The organism is Nocardia aurea (assembly GCF_003123685.1).
In the GTDB taxonomy this organism is placed as follows: domain Bacteria; phylum Actinomycetota; class Actinomycetes; order Mycobacteriales; family Mycobacteriaceae; genus Nocardia; species Nocardia aurea.
The window spans coordinates 308,968-325,325 of sequence record NZ_QCYJ01000085.1 but is presented as its reverse complement, the minus strand read 5'-3'; the positions used below and the strand labels follow the sequence as shown (position 1 = coordinate 325,325).

Below are 16,358 nucleotides of genomic sequence, written 5' to 3'. Positions count from 1 at the left end.
CGTGCCGTTCATCCGATCGGCCGCGACAGATGGCGAAGATACGTCATCGCTGCGTCATCCGACGGATTCGCCGAGGGGTTCGCGGGAGCGATGCTCGACAGGCATCCGGGCGCACCGCCCGGAATCGCAGACGACACAAGCCCGGTCCGACGACGCGGCCGCGGCCATCATCTCCGAGGAGCACGCCATGACCACCGTCCGTTTCCACCTCGTGTCGACCCTGTCCCCGGCCGAGGTCGTCCAGGTGCTCACCGACTTCGGACCCGCCCGCGCCGACACGTGGCCGACGATCGACGCCGACCATTTCGTCGTCCACGACCGCGGCGAGAACTGGGCCGAGGTCACCGAGGGCACCGCGGCGGCCTGGGAGCGCGCCCGCTACGAATGGGACCTGCCCCGGGGCAGCGTCACCGTCACGACCCTGGACTCCAAACTCTTCGGCGCGGGCGGCGGCTGGACCTTCCTGGCACGCGGCGAATCGGCGGGCACCCGGGTCGACGTCGAACTGACACGCACTCCACGCGCCGTCAAAGGCAAGGTGCTGGCGGCACTGCTGCCCCTGGTCGGCCCGTCCTCTCTGCGTAAATCCTTCGCGGGTCCGCTGCGCGCGGCCTGACACCCGATCGAAACACCCGGACAAGCCATCACCGGTTGGTGGCCCGACGAACGGAGAAAGTTGTGGCGAAAACATGGCTCGTCACCGGCACCTCACGGGGGTTCGGCCGCGAGCTCGCCCGAGCCGTCCTCGCGCGCGGTGACAACATCGTCGCGACCGCGCGGCGGCCGGAAGTACTGACCTTCGTCGGTGACAACGTTCGCACGTTCGAACTCGATGTCACCGACGCGAACGCGGCACACGCGGCCGTCGATTTCACGATTGCCGAATTCGGCGCCTTGGACGTGGTGGTCAACAACGCGGGGTACGCGAACAGCGCGCCCATCGAGGAGATGGACGACACCGATTTCCGGCATCAGATCGAAACGAATTTCTTCGGCGTGGTCAACCTCACCCGCGCCGCACTGCCTGTCCTGCGACAACAGCGCTCGGGGTGGTTCGTGCAATTCTCCTCCGTCGGCGGACGGGTCGGCGGCACACCGGGCATGGGCGCCTACCAGTCCGCGAAATTCGCCGTGGAGGGTTTCTCGGAGGTGTTGGCCAACGAGGTGCGGCCGTTCGGTGTGAAGGTCCTGATCGTCGAACCGGGAGCCTTTCGCACCGACTGGCAGGGTTCGTCGATGCGGTTGCCTGCCGTGGGAGCCGACTACGAGTCCACCGTCGGCGAGATCAACCGATACCGGCGCGACAACGACGGAACTCAGCCGGGCGATCCCGCTCGCGCGGCGAAGGTGATCATCGATGTCGTCGAATCCGACGATCCCCCACGACGACTTCTCCTCGGCGCCGGTGCCGTCGAGATGGCCCGCGAATCGTCCGTCGAACGCGCGGCGGAGGCGCAGAGGTGGGCGGCATCGAGCCGGTCCGCGGACTTTCCCGCCGCACAGTAGCGATCGGCGCGGAACTCGATCTCACCGTCCGCGGGGCGACGGCACCCGGTCCGCGCCGGAGTGCCGAGTTCGGTGGGTCGGTGGCCTCACGATGGGTAGGAGGTGGTAGACCATTGTTCCCCGAGGACTGGCTCCCGACCGAAGGTGATGTACACCTGCGTATCTGGCTGGACGAGATGTGCACCGACTACACGGCCAGTGTCGAGGCGGCCCGACATCTGATCCGCGACTGGTGGCGAAGGCGTTGGTGCACAATCGAATTGGTTCGATCGCCCCACGGCGTCCGTCGACCGTTCCCACGACTGCCGTACGAGCGACTGTTCCTCGAACCATGAGCGCACACCGGGCGGTCACACGGTGAACACGGTGGCGACGCCGGGGGTGGCACTCGCGGTCCTGTGCGCGGTCATGGTCGCGGCGACCGCCGTGGTCTATCGGGTGGCTCGCCTGGGATCGGTCACGGTGGCTCCCGGCGCCGCGCTGCGCGGGGCCGCCCAATTGACCGCGGTGGCGTTGATCCTGGCAGCGGCACTGGGGCAGCTGTGGTCTTCGATCGCGGTGCTGGTGGTGATGTTCGGCGCCGCGGTGGCGACCTCGGCGCGCAGGGCGGAGGCGGGATGGTCGGCGCTGTGGCTGACTCTCGCGCTGGGCGCCGGACTCACGGCCGTGCTACCGGCCATGTTGCTCAGCGGGGTGGTCCCGCTCGAGGGCGTCGCGCTGGTCCCGATCGGGGGAATCGTGCTCGGCGGCACCATGAGCGCGACATCGCTGGCGGCGCGGAGGGCACTGGACACGATCGAACAGCGTTGGGGCGAGGTGGAGGCCGCGCTGAGTCTCGGACTGTCCGAACGCGACGCACGACTGGAGGTCGTCCGCGCCACCGCCGCCGACGCGCTGCTGCCCAGCGTCGATCAGATGCGCACGGTCGGATTGGTCACGTTACCGGGCGCTTTCGTCGGCGTACTCGTCGCCAGCGGTTCCGCGACGCAGGCGGGAGCCGTGCAGATTCTGGTACTCGTCGGCCTGCTGCTCGCCCAGTCCTGCGCTGTCGCCCTGACAATCGAGCTGATCGCCCGAGTCAAGGTTCACCGCTGCGCGGCGCATCCCACCGTCCTACGCTGAGCAGCCCCGAGGAAACCGCCGCCCAGGACGGTGTTTGGGGCGCTTGTCCCCGGGTATCGCAGCGCGACACAGTCGAGCCGATCGGGATGAGCATGGCGAACAGGGAACTCACGGTCACGGTGACCATGGACGAACACGACTGGCTCCTGCTCGAACACGCTGCCGACTGCGCCGGAATGACGGTAGCGGCCTACATCAGTTGGAACGCTCGCCTCCTGGCCCAACAGGCACGGCCCGGTGCGAGCGCGGCGCGGCGATGCCTGCCCGCCCGCGCCCGGCGCGCTCGCACGGTCACCGACGAGACCGAGGGACAAGCATGGGCGCAATCGTTCTCCGAGCGTTTGACCCGCCGCACGGATCTCTACCGCGACGAACCGCACTGCTGATTCCGCCTCGTATATCAGAGCTACGTGGACACCCGGGATTACGCGTGTCACTCCGAAGTTGCCGTCGACAGCACCGTAATGATCTTCACCGAGGCCCGAAGCGCTCCGGCCGCAGTCGCCGACAGTGTGACCACCCACGCCGCCCGGCCCGACCCCTCGGCCGCGACCCACCCCGCTCCGGACGCGAAACCAATTGCCCCCACGGCACGTCGACCGGTCGGGGTGGGCTCCCGAACACGCGAATATCGCGAATGCGCCGCGATATGGGTATCAGTTACGATGATGCATCATGATTCACAGTCGCACAGCTGGCATTTCAGTTGCCAGGTGTTTACGGTGAATGGTGTTGGTATTCCAGCATTGCTCGATCTCTGGAAAGGAGGGCTTCATGGTCTTCACCCTTCGTGTACCGAGTGCCATTGCCCAAAGGCCCACCTGGTCACGTGTCGTCTCGATCCTCGGAAGCGCGTCCGCACCGCGGACTCCGTCGACGGCGAACGAATCCGCCCACGTCACGGTCGGTATTCGCGAGACCGCCGCCCACTGAGGTCGCACCGAGGGCCGCGCACGCGATTCGTCCGTGTGCCAGCCGAACTCGGGAATTCCGCGGCGCAGAGGCCGGGCGAGCCCCGCAACGGTGCGATCGCCGCCACGTCGACACCGCGTGACCTCGTCCCCACGAATCGCGACCCCGCTCGAACGATTCGAGCGGGGTTCGCGCATTTCACCGACCTCCGAACCGGGTTCCCCGCATTCGGCAGCTCCACGCCCCGACCTGTACCCGTACCGACGGCGTCGGTACGGCGCGACAATACGGTCGTACTAGGCGAACTCAGCCCACACGCCCGGATTACCGTGCCGACAGTGCCGTCTCGGAGCGCTCCCGCACATCGTTGCGTTCGATGCATCCACGCGCGCCGTGCCGATATCGACCGCGAAACCGGGCTCACCGAATGTCGAAACGATACCGAGACGTCACGATTCGGCATCGATGTCGTTGGCGCACCACGACATCGATCCGAACACGACCGGCACGACCCGGTTCTCGCTCGAACACCTCCCCGCCACCGGAGGTCGACCGTGCTCGCGGCCGCGGGACCTGTCGCCGCATGATGATTCGCCGCGGTCAGCCCGGACGTACGACTCCGGTTTCATAGGCGTAGATCGCCGCCTGCGTGCGATCACGCAGACGCAACTTGTCCAGGACGCGCCCGACGTGGGTTTTCACGGTCTGCTCGGATATGACCAGTTCCGCGGCGATTTCGGCGTTGGAGAGTCCGCGTGCGATCAGCGTCAGCACGGTGGTCTCGCGCGCGGTCAGTCGCGCGGGCGGGGCGAGCTCCGATCTGCGGCCGGGCGGGCGGCGGGCGATCTCGGCCAACCGAAATCCAGCGCCCCGACTCCCCGAGCAGCGGACCGATCAGATCCGGCAGGATCGGCACGGCGAGCATGATCGCCACCGCCGCGGCCGAGCCGCGCACGAGCGCGGTCGCGATAGCGCCGCCCGCCGACGCGTACCGTGCCCGTGGTCGGACGGTCGAGGTCCAGCATCATTCGCATGGTCGTCGATTTGCCTGACCCGTTCGGACCGAGAAATCCGGTCACCCTGCCCGGACCCACCCGGAACGTCACACCGGACACCGCCGCGGCGCCGCCGAAGACTTTCGTGAGATTGGTTGCCTCGATCACCCGGTCAACGCTAGAAAACCGGGAACGCGAGCACATCCCGCGCGGGAGTGGTTTCGCGGTCTCCCTCTCAGGTATCACGCGTGCCCGGTGCGCCGGTGGCTCGGTTCTCGGTGTCACGACGGGGGTTTCCCGCCCGTCCGGGCGGCACACCGGCGGATCATCGGCCGAAACCATGCCCGGGGACTTCGGTGCGCGCGGTAGCCTGTCTACAAGCGACTCCAGCAGAAGAGGCACTAACTTATGGGCGCCACAACGATTGCGCGACAATGCACTCTGTGTGAAGCACACTGCGGAATTCTGGTCAGCGTCGAAGACGATCGGGTTACCCGGATCGAGGGTAATCCCGACGATGTGCTGTCCAAGGGCTACATCTGCCCCAAGGCGACCGCGATGGGCGGACTGCACCACGATCCCGATCGATTGCGCACCCCGGTGCGCCGGGTCGGTGACGGATTCGAACCGATCGGGTGGGACGAGGCGTTCCGGGAGATCGGCCGACGTCTTCGCCGGGTGCGCGCCGAGCACGGAAACAGCGCCATCGGCATGTACCTCGGCAATCCCGCCGCGCACAGTTCGTCGGTGCTCTACGGCGGGCTGCTGCGCACGGTCCTGCTGACCAAGAATTTCTACACCGCCTCCTCCATCGATCAGTTCCCGCAGGAATTCGTGGCGTGGCGGATGTTCGGATCGAATGTGCTGATGCCGGTCACCGATATCGACCGCACCCACCGCCTGGTGGTGCTCGGCGCGAATCCCGCGGTGTCGAACGGGTCGATCACGACCATGCCCGGGGCCAAACAGCGCATCAAGGATGTCCGAGGTCGGGGCGGGACCGTGGTGGTCATCGATCCCCGGCGCACCGAGACCGCGCGCCTGGCCGACGAACACGTCGCGGTCACCCCGGGCGGTGACCCTTACCTGCTGCTCGCGATGCTGCACGTGCTCGTCACCGAGAAGTTGTGCGACGAGGGCAGGATCGCCGCCATGTGCTCGGGCTGGGGCGATATCAGGGCCCTGGTCGCGGGTTTCACGCCGGAACAGGCCGCCCCGCACGCGGGCGTCGACGCCGACACGATCCGCCGACTGGCACGCGATCACGCCGCCGCGCCGTCCGCGGTGATGTACGGCCGGATCGGGGTCTGCCAGACGGTGACCGGTACGCTCACCCACTGGCTCATCAACACCATCAACGCCGTCACCGGAAATCTCGACCGGCCGGGCGGGCAGATGTTCACCACACCGCCGGTGGACGCGACACGCTTCGGCAAATACCTGCCGGTCGCGCACGGGGCCTGGACCGATGATTCGGGCACGTTCAAATCGTTCCGGTCGGAACTGCCTGTGGGGGCGCTCGCCGATCAGATCCTCAGCGACGGCGACACCAAGATCCGCGCGATGATCACCTACGCGGGCAATCCCGTGCTCTCGACACCTCAGCGCGGGCGCCTCGCTTCGGCGCTGGACACGCTCGATTTCTACGTGGCCGTCGACATGTACGTCACCGAGACCAGCAGGCACGCCGACATCATCCTGCCGCCGATCTCACCCCTGGAACGCGAAGACCTCGACATCCTGATGCCGGTGTTCAGCGTGCGTAACAATCTGCGCTACAACCGACGGGTCTTCGCACCGCCCGCGGACGGCCTGGAGGACTGGGAGATCATGGCGCGGCTGGTGAGCGAGTTGCTGCCGCTGCCCGCCCGCGCGCTGACCACCCGGTTCGTGAACTCGCTGTTCGACAAGGTGAGTCCGCTGCGCCTGTCGGCCCTGGCGATCGCGGCCGGTCCGTACGGGGTATTGCGACGTGGGCGGTCGGGACTCACCGTCGCGAAGGTACGCGAGAGCGCGGGCGGCATCGATCTCGGACCGCTGCTGCCGAGGCTGCGCACGCTCATCGGCACCCGCGATCGCAAGGTGCGCTTGGCTCCCGAGGATTTCGTGACCGCGGCGGCGGCGCTCATCGACGCCGCGAGCGAGGAACCGGGCGCTGTCCACATCGCGGACGGATTCGACCTGAGACTGATCGGCCGCCGCCACCTGCGCAGCAACAATTCGTGGCTGCACAACATTCCGTCCATGATGAAGGGCCGCCCACGCTGCACCGCGCTGATGCATTCCGGCGACGCCGCCGATCGCGGACTCGACGACGGCGCACCCGTGACCGTCGCCTCGAAACACGGCGCCATCGTGGTGCCGCTGGAGATCAGTGACGACATCCGCCGCGGCACGGTGGCGATACCGCACGGGTGGGGTCACGCCGAACCCGGCGTCGGCTGGTCGGTGGCGGCGGCGCAGCCGGGCGCGAACGTCAATCTGCTGCACGATCCCGCGGCCGTGGACACCTTCTCCGGAAACGCGGCGGTCAACAGCACGTGGGTGACGGTGAACGCCGCGCCGTCGGAAACCGCGTCCACCGCCGTGGCCGCGGTGTCGACGATCGGGTGATCGTCACACCGTAGCCACGGTCACCCGGTAGCCGAGGCGGATCTCACGTCCGATATGGGCGCCGCCGAACAGATTCAGCCATCTGCTCGTGCCACCGCGCGGATCGGGCAGGTACGCGGCGCGCACCCATTCGACGCCGAACGGGTACCCGCCGGATGCGGCGGTGGCGGTACCCGTCATCAGTGACGCCTCGGCCCAGACCCGCGGCTCGTCGGCGTCACCGAGGAGCGGCGGCGCGTCAGGCAGGGCGAAACCGAACGAGTCGGCGGGCGCACCCGAGGACTGGAACATGATGCCGGTCACGAACATGCGCACGGTTCCGCTGTACACCAGACAGTCCGGCGTCAACTGGAGAGGCAGGGCGGGCTGCAGTTCGAAACGGAACGCCATGGGCCGACTGTACGACGACCAGCGGCGGCTGTCCGGACGAACACCCGCACCCGAAGCCGAATAGCGCACGGGGGCACGGTAACTCGCGATTCACCGCACCCGCGTGCCGTGGAACTCCAGGATCGCCTGCAACGTCTGCTCCGCGGCCTCCAACTGGGGATAGTGCCCGACCTCGGGCAGTTCGACCACGTCCGGATCCGGGATCAGTTCGCGATACCGCTCGACCATGTGCGCGCCGGATACCGGATCGAGCGATCCGTCGATCAGGCGTAGCGGCACGCTCGTCTCACGCAGCGCGCCCACCCAGCGATCACGATACTTCCTGCGTTCGGCCATGTATCGGATCAACTTGTGCCCGTTACGTTTTCCGCGCTTACTGCACCAGAGAATCCAGAACTGGGCGATGGCCTCGGCATCGGGTTTGGTCTCCGGGCCGAACACACTCGCCAGGCTGCGCGCGAAGGTGCGTTCGGAGCCGAGCACACCCACCAGCGGCCCGGCCGGGCCCGCGAGCAGTCGTTGCACCAGGCGCGGGCGATGCGTCTCCGGGAAGAGGCCGCCGTTGAGCAGGCAGACCGATTCGACGACGAGGGAATCGTCATCGTGGCCCCGGCGGTCCTCGGCGCGAGCGAGCAGTTCCTGCGCCACGGTGTCGCCGTAATCGTGCGCCAGGATGTGGTAGCGACCGATCCCGTGTTCGCGGAGCAACTGTTCGTGCAGGTCGGCCTGATCGGCGATGGTGTAGTCGTAGTTGCGGGGCTTGGCCGACCAGCCGAAGCCGATCATGTCCGCGGCGATCACCCGGGCGAATCGGGTGCACAGTCCCGGCCATATCGCGTGCCAATCCCAGGACGCGGTCGGGAAACCGTGGATACAGAGTAGGACGTCACCGTCGGTTCCGGTGCCGCCGTCACGCCAGAAGATCTGATGGCCGCGATGGGTGAATCGGCGTCCGGTAGCCCGCCAGGATGCGAATTCCTCCATTCTTGCCTCCTTGTATGTACCGACGCCGACTCGCGAAGATCATCGGCTCTGGAAGAATGCGACCGGTGCATGTCGCGATCGAGCTGGTTGCCCTCGTTGCCACGGCGACGGCCTTGGCGGCGCTCGCGCGGCGGTTCGGGATATCCGAACCGCTCGTGCTGACGCTCGCCGGGGTTGCCGCGTCGTATCTGCCGTTCGTCCCCGAGGTTCATCTCGATCCGGAGATAGTACTGCTCGGACTGCTGCCGCCGTTGCTTTATACGGCGGCGATCCGAACCTCGCTCGTCGACTTCCGTGCCGATATGCGCAATATCGCGCTGCTGTCGGTCGGACTGGTGTTGTTCAGCGCCTTCGCGGTCGGCGTCGTCGTGTGGTGGTTGCTTCCGGTGCCGTTCGCGGTCGCCGTCGCACTCGGCGCGGTCGTGGCCCCGCCCGACGCGGTGGCCGCGACGGCGGTGGCCCGACGGATCGGGATGCCGCGACGGATCGTCACCCTGCTCGAGGGCGAATCGCTGTTCAACGACGCGACGGCGCTGGTGACGTTGCGTACCGCCATCGCGGCCGCGGCGGGCACCTACGAGATGTGGCGCGCCGGCCTCGACTTCCTGGTGGCCGCGGGTGGCGGCGCGGCGGTAGGCGTCGCGGTGGCCTATCTGCTCGCGCTGTTGCGGCGGCGGATCTCCGATCCGGTATTGGACACCACGCTGTCGTTCCTCGCGCCGTTCCTGGCCTATCTGCCCGCCGAGGAACTGGGCGCGTCCGGTGTCATCGCGGTGGTGGTCTGCGGCATCATCCTCGGGCACAACGCCCCGGTCTGGCAGAGCGCGGCCTCACGTATCGCAGAACGCACCAACTGGAACACCATCCAGTTCATCCTGGAGAGTTCGGTCTTCCTCATCATCGGCCTACAGGTGCGAGCGATCCTGGAGGGTGCGTGGTCCAGTGGCCTCGATCGCGGCACACTCGTCGTCACGGCGGTCGCGGTGCTGGCGACGGTCGTACTCGCCCGTCCGCTCTGGATCTTCCCGTGGGCGCTGCTGTGGCGCGCGACCGGCAGCGACGACACACCGATGACGTATCCGGCGGTCGTGTCCTGGGCCGGGATGCGCGGGGTGGTCACCCTGGCGGCGGTCCTGCTGCTGCCCGAGGACACCCCGCAGCTTCCCGTCCTGAAGATGCTCGCCCTGGTCGTGGTCGCGGGAACGCTACTGCTACAGGGGACTTCGCTGCCGTGGCTGGTGCGGTTGCTGAAATTGCGCGGTCCGAGCCGGGCCGAGGACGCGCTACAGAAGGCGAGTCTGCTCCAGCAGGCGGTGTCGGCGGGGCTGGCGGAATTGGATCGGCGGATCACCCCGGAGACACCGGAAGCGGTCGTCCTGTCGTTGCGCGAGCGTGTCACCTGGCAGACCAATGCCGCCTGGGAGCGGCTCGGCCGGTCCGAATCCGAACAGGTGACACCGACCGCCGAATACCGTCGCCTGCGGTTGGCGATGTTGCGCGTCGAGCGGGAAACCGTACTGCGGGTGCGCGATTCGGGCACCCTCGACTACGAGATCCTGCAACATGTGCTGGCCAGGCTCGATCTGGAGGAATCCATGATCGACCGGTTCGACGAGGCCGACGAGGAAACCGCCGAGACGCTCAGCGGACCCGGTACGACGGAGAACTGCGAGCACCTGCTCGCCGCGCCGCTGTTCCTGCGCCAGGACGGCCCGGACGAATGCGCCGAATGCCTGGCCGAGGGCCTGGTCTGGGTACATCTGCGCATGTGCCTGACGTGCGGGCATATCGCCTGCTGCGATTCCTCACCCGGAAATCACGCGACCGCGCACTACGGCTCCACCGCGCATCCGGTGATACGCAGCGTGGAGCCCGGCGAAGCGTGGCGGTGGTGCTACGTGGACGAACTACTGGGCTGAACGCCTCGTAACCCGTTGTGCCACATCGATCGTCGTCCGGTCAGTGGCGCGCGTAGGAATAGATGAGCCTGGCGTATTGCGCGAGGAGCTGTTCCAACGACACGTCCTCGCCGCGCGCGGCGAGCTGCTGGTGGCCGACCAGCATCGCCATGCCGAGCGAGGTCACGACGGCGGTGGTCTCGTCGTCGCCCACGACGCCCTTGATCGCCTTGTGCACGGTGCGGCGACGGGATTCGTCGACCCGCTTGAGCGCCAGGCCGACCGACTCGTCGTTACCCGCCCACGCCCTGATGGCGGCCTCGGCCGCGTGGTGCAGGCCCGAGGCCAGATCCGACATCGCGCGGATGTCGTCGTCGGGGTTGCCTTGGTTGAACCGCAGCGTGCGCAGGATCAGGACCTGACGGTTCTCCCAGTGCTCGAGCAGCGCGTCGACGAATCCCTGCCAGCTGCCGAAGTGGTGGTAGAACGACCCGCTGGTGACGCCGAGTCTGCGGCACAGCACCCCGATATTGAGGCCCTTGAAACCGAGTTCGGCCAGCACCGCCAGTGCGGTGTCGAAGTACTGCTCCTTGGTGACCACTCGTGACATTCGGATGCCGTTCTGTGCGTGCGGACGAGGGCAGAGGCCCGAACAGTACCCCATCGTACTGTCCGCGTATTCACACATAACGAAATCGATGGTGCGCCTCGGGTGGGCGCCGAGTTAGCTGTTACCGGATGAAATACGCAGCGCCAGTGGACAAGAGGAGTCAATTTGTATAACAGAGCAATTGCTCTGTTATAGTCGTGCCATGCCACGCCCCCGGATCCACGACCCCGGCGCGGTCCTCGACGCCGCGGAGTCGATCGCCGTGCGCTCCGGACCGGCCGCCGTCACGATTCGCGCCGTCGCCCAGGCCACCGGCATGTCCAACGGCGCGCTTTACCACAACTTCGGATCCCGTGCGGAAGTGCTCGGCCACACCTGGTTACGCGCCGCGCGACGCTTCCTCGACGTGCAGACGGAGCTGGTCGAGCCGGACGATGCCGCCGCGCCTTCCGAGCGGCTGCACCCCGCCGATTCGCCCGACGCCGTCGTCGAGGCGATCGTCGCCGCCGCGCTGGCACCGGCGGTGTTCACCGAGCGATACCCGGATTCGTCCCGCCTGCTGCTCACGGTGTCGCGGGAACAGTTGCTCGACGAGGAACTCCCCGAGGCGCTCGCCGCCGAACTCGCCGACACCGACAAGGCACTGGTGCGACTGCTGGTCCGATTGGCGCGCCGACTGTGGGGGCGCGGTGACCGGCGCGCCGTCGCGGTCGTCACCACCTGCGTGGTCGACCTGCCCACCGCGATCCTGCTGCGCCGCGAACGCCTGGCCGACCCGTTCGCGCTCGAACAGCTCGGCGCCGCCGTGCGCGCCGTACTCGCGGTCGGGCCTCCACCCCGATCCTGAACGACCTGTCCCCCAGCGACTCTCGCCCACGACACGAAGGAGTGCACATGACCGGCCTCGATTACCACGACAAGATCGCCGTCCTCGACCTCGGCGCCGACGAGAACCGTTTCTCGCCGGAATTCCTCGACGAGGTGAACGCCCACCTGGACACCGTCCTCGCCGACGGTGCGACGGGCCTGGTGACGACCGCGAGCGGCAAGTTCTACTCCAACGGACTCGACCTGGACTGGCTCGGCGCCAACGCGGACCGCACCTCCTGGTACGTGAGCCGGGTCCAGGCGCTGTTCGCCCGCGTCCTCACCCTGCCGATCCCGACCGCCGCAGCCCTTCCCGGCCACGCGTTCGGCGCGGGCGCGATGCTGGCCGTCGCCCACGACTACCGGGTGATGCGCGCCGACCGCGGCTACTTCTGCTTCCCCGAGGTCGACATCCACATACCGTTCACCCCGGGAATGGCCGCGCTCGTGCAGGCCAAGCTGTCACCGAAGACGGCCGTCGCGTCCATGACGACCGGTCGCCGCTTCGGCGGCGCCGACGCCTCCGCGGTCGACATCGTCGACGCCACGGCAGGCGAAGGCGAGGTCACCACCGCCGCCATCGCGATGCTCGCGCCATTGGGCGCGAAGGACCAGGCCACTCTCGGCGCGATCAAGAACACGATGTTCGCGTCGGCGGTGGCGGCATTGACCGCCGATTCCTAGCCGCGCGAACAACTGCTCGGGCACGTCATGTCATACCGGGGGAATTCCCCGGCGCCGAGGCGAGGTGGGTGTCGAAGAAGTCGAAGATGCGACGCCATGCGTCCCTGGTCGCGTCTTCGTCGTGGCCCATTCCCACCACCCGGAGCAGGCGGTCACCGGGAAAGACGTTCGCGAATCCGTGCGTCACGCCGGGATAGGTCTTGATGTCGTGGGCGACGCCCTGCGCGGTGAGCACGGCATCGAGGCGGTCCGCGGCCCCGATCAACGACGGGTCGAGCGCGGCGTAACTGGCCACCACCGGGCAGGAGCCCTCCAGTAGCTCGCGGTAGTCGCCGTAGAGACCGGGATAGAACGGGGCCGAGACGTCGAAACCGCGCGGCGCGGTCAGCAGGGCGAATCCACCGCCGAGGCAGAAACCGATGACGGCGGTGCGTCCGGTGCACTGCGGGTCGGCGACGAGATGGTCGCGGGCGCGCAGGATATCGCGGACCGGCGCGCCGTCCCCGGTGAACATCAGGGCGCGCACGATGGCGCGGATACAGCGAACATGTCCGCGCGAGAACAGATTCGGCGCCACCACGAGATAGCCGTAGTCGGCGAGCATCTCGACGGTGCCGCGGATATCCGCGTTCGGCCCCAGGGCGTCGTGCAGCACCACCACCCCCGGAAACGGACCGTCGCCGGTCGGGCGTGCCACGATCGCTTCGATGGGACCGTCGGGCGCGTCGAGCACGATGGTGTTCATATCACCCGAACCTATTGGACTGTCTCAGACGTGTACAGCGCGACATACCGGATTCGATGCGCTGGAAAATCGCTTTGTCCCGGGGGCGGGCCGGCCGTAACGTCCGTGGGGTTTGTCCACCGACCGAAAGGATCGATACAGCATGGAACCCGTCACCGAACGCGACATCAGGTCGTCGTTCGTCAACTGTTCGAAAGGGGACGCGAAGCGACTACCGGTGCCGAGAGATCTGGACGATCGCCCCTGGGACGACCTGGATTTCCTCGGCTGGAGCGATCCTTCGCTGCCGGGCCGCTGCTATCTGGTCACCCCGAGCGACGACGGACTCGTCGGCGTCGCGTTGCGCTACGAAACCGGCGGTTCGGGCCGCACCCAGATGTGCGCGATCTGCCTGACCAGCCACACCGGCGGCGGTGTGTCACTGCTCACCGCGGCCAAGGCGGGCGAATCGGGACGGCGCGGCAATTCGATCGGCACCTACATGTGCACCGATCTGGCCTGTTCGCTCTACGCCCGCGGGATCAAGAAGCCCGCGCTGGGCAACCGCTATCGCGAGGATCTGACGCTGGAGGCCAAGATCGATCGCGTCGTCGTGAATCTGAACGCCTTCCTCACGCGCCTCTACGCCTGAGTCACCCGCGGCCACGCCGCCCACCCGAACGGAGGTAGATGCCATGTGCCGACACTCAGCGACGGCGACGAGCCGCACCCCGGGCCACGAAACACCCGGGGTGCCCACCGGCTCCTCGTCGGTCGAGAATGCCCGGTCGTACCGGACTCTCTCGTGCGCCGAGGATCACCCGAGCCGACGTCGAGCACACCCGCCTCTATCTGCTTGATCGGACCGAGCTGTGGGGAGGGTGGTGTCATCGTCATCGTGGGAGTCCTCGGAAGCTGAGTGTTCGGCGCGAGAGCGGGGGCGGGTCAGCAACTAGGACAAGCCATCTCGATGAAATGTGACATCGCCCCGCGTGCCGCGCAGCCGATCGGCCCGATCGAGCAGGTAACGCCGCTCGGGCAGGCTGGTGGTTCGTTGTGCGGCGGCGAGGTAGGTGTCGTGGGCGCGAGCGTTGTCGCCGCTCAACTCCAGCAGATGCGCGCGGACCGCGTACAGGCGATGATGTCCGGTCATACGGGCGTCGGTCTCCAGACCGTCCAGCAGTTCCAGACCGGCATGCGGTCCGTCCGTCATCGCGACGGCCACGGCGTGGTTGAGCCTCACCATCGGGTTCGGCGCGATGCGGCCGAGGATTCCGTAGAGCGTGCGGATCTGCTTCCAGTCGGTGTCCTCGGCGCGCGACGCCTCGACGTGCAGCGCCGCGATCGCCGCCTGGAGTTGATACGGCCCGAGCGCCGAGCGCCGCATGGCGTCGGTCACCAGCGCCACGCCTTCCTCGATCGCCGCGGTGTCCCAGTGCGAGCGGTCCTGTTCGGCGAGCGGGACCAGACCGCCGTCGGCGTCGACGCGCGCCTTTCGGCGAGCGTCGGTCATCAGCATCAGCGCGAGCAGGCCAGCCACCTCGCCGTCGTCGGGGAGTGCGTGGTGCACCACGCGGGTGAGCCGGATCGCCTCGGAGGTCAGGTCGTCGCGCCGCAGACCGGGGCCGGAGCTGGCGGTGTAGCCCTCGTTGAATATCAGGTACAGCACGTGCAGGACGGCGCCCAACCGTTCGGCGTACTCCGCACCCTCGGGCATCCGGAAGCTCGACCCCGCGGCCCGAATCCGCTGTTTGGCGCGACTGATCCGCGGTCCCATCGTCGCCTCAGGCACGAGAAACGCCCGCGCTATCTCGGCGGTTCCGAGTCCTCCGACCGCGCGCAGGGTGAGAGCGATCCGGGACGCCTCTGTCAACGTCGGATGGCAGCACAGGAACAGCAGGGTCAGGGTGTCGTCGCGGTCGCCGGGACCGGATTCATCGGGCGGTGGGGCGAGAAGGGCTTCCGGGCCGTCGCGGACGGCAGCGACCTCTTCGCGTCGGCGCCGTGCATGTTCGCTGCGGACGTGGTCGACCACGCGGCGGGAGGCGACCGTGACCAGCCAGGCACGCGGGTCCTCGGGCGTCCCGTCGACCGGCCACTGCTTCACGGCCGCCACCAGCGCTTCCTGGACGGCGTCCTCGCAGGTGTCGAACGCGTCGTAGCGTCGCAGCAGCGCCCCGAGGACCCGCGGCGCCAACTCGCGCAGCAGGATTCCCAGATCCTCGGGGGCCACCGTCACATCTCCCAGCCCGCGGCGCTCATCAGCGGCCGTATCTCCACCGCGTGCTGTCGCGTCGCCGGATGCGAGGCGGCCAGTTCCACCGCACGTGCGAGGTTCTCGCAGTCGAGCACGTAGCAACTCGTCGCGTATATCGCCCCGACGTACGGTCCGTCGGAGACGAGCAGAGCGCCGTCGCGGTATCGGACGACCGTGTTCGTCGACGGGTCGGCGAACACGTGCGCGTCGATCAGCTCTCCCGACCTCGCCACCGTGGCGGCGAACTCCTCGTCGTCGGTGGCACGGACACGGTGCGGCACGGCCGGTGCCTCCGGGTCCACCGCATCGAGGTACACGTTCAGCACGAACTTCACGGCGTGTCCAGGTCGGCCCGATCACTGGAGAAGACCACCTGGCGCACCTCTATGCCGAGTCCTTCCACCGCGGCGTCCGGGATCATCGCGGCCAGTTCCAGCGCGCGCTCCCGGCTCTCGCAGTCGACCAGGTAATAGCCGCCCAGATACTCCTTGGCCTCCAGGTAGGGGCCATCGGTCACCGTCCGCACACCGTTCCTGACACCGACCACGACGCTGTCGGAGATATCGGCCAACGCGGCGGTGCCGAGCATCTCCCCGGACTTCTCGATGGTGTCCATGAAGGCTCCGTGCCCGCTCATCACCTCCTGGCGCTCGGCGTCTGTGAGCGCGTCCCAGATCAGCGGGTTCATATGCATGATCAGCATGAACTTCATCGTGTCTCTTCCCTTGCCGATGCGGTGCCCCGACGGCCCCGCTCACCGATGAGTCGTCGCGGCCGCATCGATCTTGACATCTGG

17 protein-coding genes and 1 pseudogene are annotated in these 16,358 nt (G+C 67.7%); 9 read left to right on the top strand and 9 right to left on the bottom strand.

The window, feature by feature from the left end; genetic code table 11:
* The first annotated feature begins 187 nt into the window (after positions 1-187).
* The 4 genes from DAT37_RS18265 to DAT37_RS18245 all read left to right on the top strand — a co-directional run bounded on the left by DAT37_RS18265 (position 188) and on the right by DAT37_RS18245 (position 3,014).
* Positions 188-616: a hypothetical protein gene (locus DAT37_RS18265; RefSeq protein ID WP_109526080.1), complete on the top strand. Its 429-nt coding sequence runs from the start codon at positions 188-190 to the stop codon at positions 614-616.
* A 62-nt stretch (positions 617-678) separates the two neighbouring features.
* Positions 679-1,506, top strand: a complete 828-nt coding sequence (locus DAT37_RS18260; RefSeq protein WP_109525962.1) for an oxidoreductase — start codon at positions 679-681, stop codon at positions 1,504-1,506.
* Between the two features lie 357 nt (positions 1,507-1,863).
* The gene (locus DAT37_RS18250; protein WP_269814781.1) at positions 1,864-2,628 is read left to right on the top strand and encodes an ABC transporter permease; all 765 of its coding nucleotides are present in this window, start codon (positions 1,864-1,866) and stop codon (positions 2,626-2,628) included.
* Positions 2,629-2,714: 86 nt separating this feature from the next.
* Positions 2,715-3,014, top strand: a complete 300-nt coding sequence (locus DAT37_RS18245; RefSeq protein WP_157978535.1) for a hypothetical protein — start codon at positions 2,715-2,717, stop codon at positions 3,012-3,014.
* Between the two features lie 1,126 nt (positions 3,015-4,140).
* Here the strand turns inward: DAT37_RS18245 and DAT37_RS18240 are convergent.
* Positions 4,141-4,335 (bottom strand): annotated as a pseudogene (locus DAT37_RS18240) (response regulator transcription factor); the annotation flags it as partial.
* Positions 4,332-4,739 carry an ATP-binding cassette domain-containing protein gene (locus DAT37_RS46430; RefSeq protein WP_408637415.1) on the bottom strand — a complete coding sequence of 136 codons (408 nt, stop codon included), beginning with the start codon at positions 4,737-4,739 and terminating at the stop codon, positions 4,332-4,334. The gene DAT37_RS46430 and the pseudogene DAT37_RS18240, both read right to left, overlap by 4 nt.
* 204 nt (positions 4,740-4,943) lie before the next feature.
* Here DAT37_RS46430 and DAT37_RS18230 point away from each other — a divergent pair, with 204 nt between their 5' ends.
* Positions 4,944-7,148: a molybdopterin-dependent oxidoreductase gene (locus DAT37_RS18230; RefSeq protein ID WP_109525958.1), complete on the top strand. Its 2,205-nt coding sequence runs from the start codon at positions 4,944-4,946 to the stop codon at positions 7,146-7,148.
* A 3-nt stretch (positions 7,149-7,151) separates the two neighbouring features.
* Here DAT37_RS18230 and DAT37_RS18225 read toward each other — a convergent pair whose 3' ends face one another.
* Together DAT37_RS18225 and DAT37_RS18220 are read right to left on the bottom strand one after the other, a co-directional pair.
* Entirely contained in the window at positions 7,152-7,538 is a 387-nt protein-coding gene (locus DAT37_RS18225) for a hypothetical protein (RefSeq protein WP_109525957.1), read from the bottom strand.
* A 90-nt stretch (positions 7,539-7,628) separates the two neighbouring features.
* The gene (locus DAT37_RS18220) at positions 7,629-8,522 is read right to left on the bottom strand and encodes an alpha/beta fold hydrolase (RefSeq protein ID WP_109525956.1); all 894 of its coding nucleotides are present in this window, start codon (positions 8,520-8,522) and stop codon (positions 7,629-7,631) included.
* A gap of 56 nt (positions 8,523-8,578) precedes the next feature.
* On the opposite strand from DAT37_RS18220, the gene DAT37_RS18215 reads away from it, so the two are divergent.
* On the top strand, positions 8,579-10,441 hold the full coding sequence (locus tag DAT37_RS18215) for a Na+/H+ antiporter (RefSeq protein WP_198654322.1): 1,863 nt from the start codon (positions 8,579-8,581) through the stop codon (positions 10,439-10,441).
* Positions 10,442-10,481: 40 nt separating this feature from the next.
* On the opposite strand, the gene DAT37_RS18210 is transcribed toward DAT37_RS18215, so the two are convergent.
* Positions 10,482-11,030, bottom strand: a complete 549-nt coding sequence (locus tag DAT37_RS18210) for a TetR/AcrR family transcriptional regulator (RefSeq protein ID WP_109525955.1) — start codon at positions 11,028-11,030, stop codon at positions 10,482-10,484.
* Positions 11,031-11,232: 202 nt separating this feature from the next.
* On the opposite strand from DAT37_RS18210, the gene DAT37_RS18205 reads away from it, so the two are divergent.
* On the top strand, positions 11,233-11,877 hold the full coding sequence (locus DAT37_RS18205) for a TetR/AcrR family transcriptional regulator (protein ID WP_109525954.1): 645 nt from the start codon (positions 11,233-11,235) through the stop codon (positions 11,875-11,877).
* Positions 11,878-11,924: 47 nt separating this feature from the next.
* A complete protein-coding gene (locus tag DAT37_RS18200; RefSeq protein ID WP_109525953.1) occupies positions 11,925-12,581 on the top strand; it encodes an enoyl-CoA hydratase-related protein in 657 nt (218 codons plus the stop codon).
* 25 nt (positions 12,582-12,606) lie between these two features.
* On the opposite strand, the gene DAT37_RS18195 is transcribed toward DAT37_RS18200, so the two are convergent.
* Positions 12,607-13,326, bottom strand: a complete 720-nt coding sequence (locus tag DAT37_RS18195; protein WP_109525952.1) for a dienelactone hydrolase family protein — start codon at positions 13,324-13,326, stop codon at positions 12,607-12,609.
* Between the two features lie 142 nt (positions 13,327-13,468).
* Here DAT37_RS18195 and DAT37_RS18190 point away from each other — a divergent pair, with 142 nt between their 5' ends.
* Positions 13,469-13,957 (top strand): FBP domain-containing protein, encoded by a 489-nt coding sequence (locus DAT37_RS18190; protein ID WP_109525951.1) that lies wholly within the window; start codon positions 13,469-13,471, stop codon positions 13,955-13,957.
* Positions 13,958-14,257: 300 nt separating this feature from the next.
* On the opposite strand, the gene DAT37_RS18185 is transcribed toward DAT37_RS18190, so the two are convergent.
* Genes DAT37_RS18185 through DAT37_RS18175 form a run of 3 tightly spaced genes read right to left on the bottom strand, consistent with a single transcriptional unit; the run spans position 14,258 to position 16,274 of the window.
* Positions 14,258-15,544 carry an RNA polymerase sigma factor gene (locus DAT37_RS18185; RefSeq protein WP_408637414.1) on the bottom strand — a complete coding sequence of 429 codons (1,287 nt, stop codon included), beginning with the start codon at positions 15,542-15,544 and terminating at the stop codon, positions 14,258-14,260.
* On the bottom strand, positions 15,541-15,897 hold the full coding sequence (locus DAT37_RS18180; RefSeq protein ID WP_109525950.1) for a YciI family protein: 357 nt from the start codon (positions 15,895-15,897) through the stop codon (positions 15,541-15,543). The genes DAT37_RS18185 and DAT37_RS18180 overlap by 4 nt, the downstream gene beginning before the upstream one ends.
* A complete protein-coding gene (locus DAT37_RS18175; RefSeq protein ID WP_109525949.1) occupies positions 15,894-16,274 on the bottom strand; it encodes a YciI family protein in 381 nt (126 codons plus the stop codon). Before DAT37_RS18175 ends, DAT37_RS18180 begins: the two co-directional genes overlap by 4 nt.
* Positions 16,275-16,358: the final 84 nt, after the last annotated feature.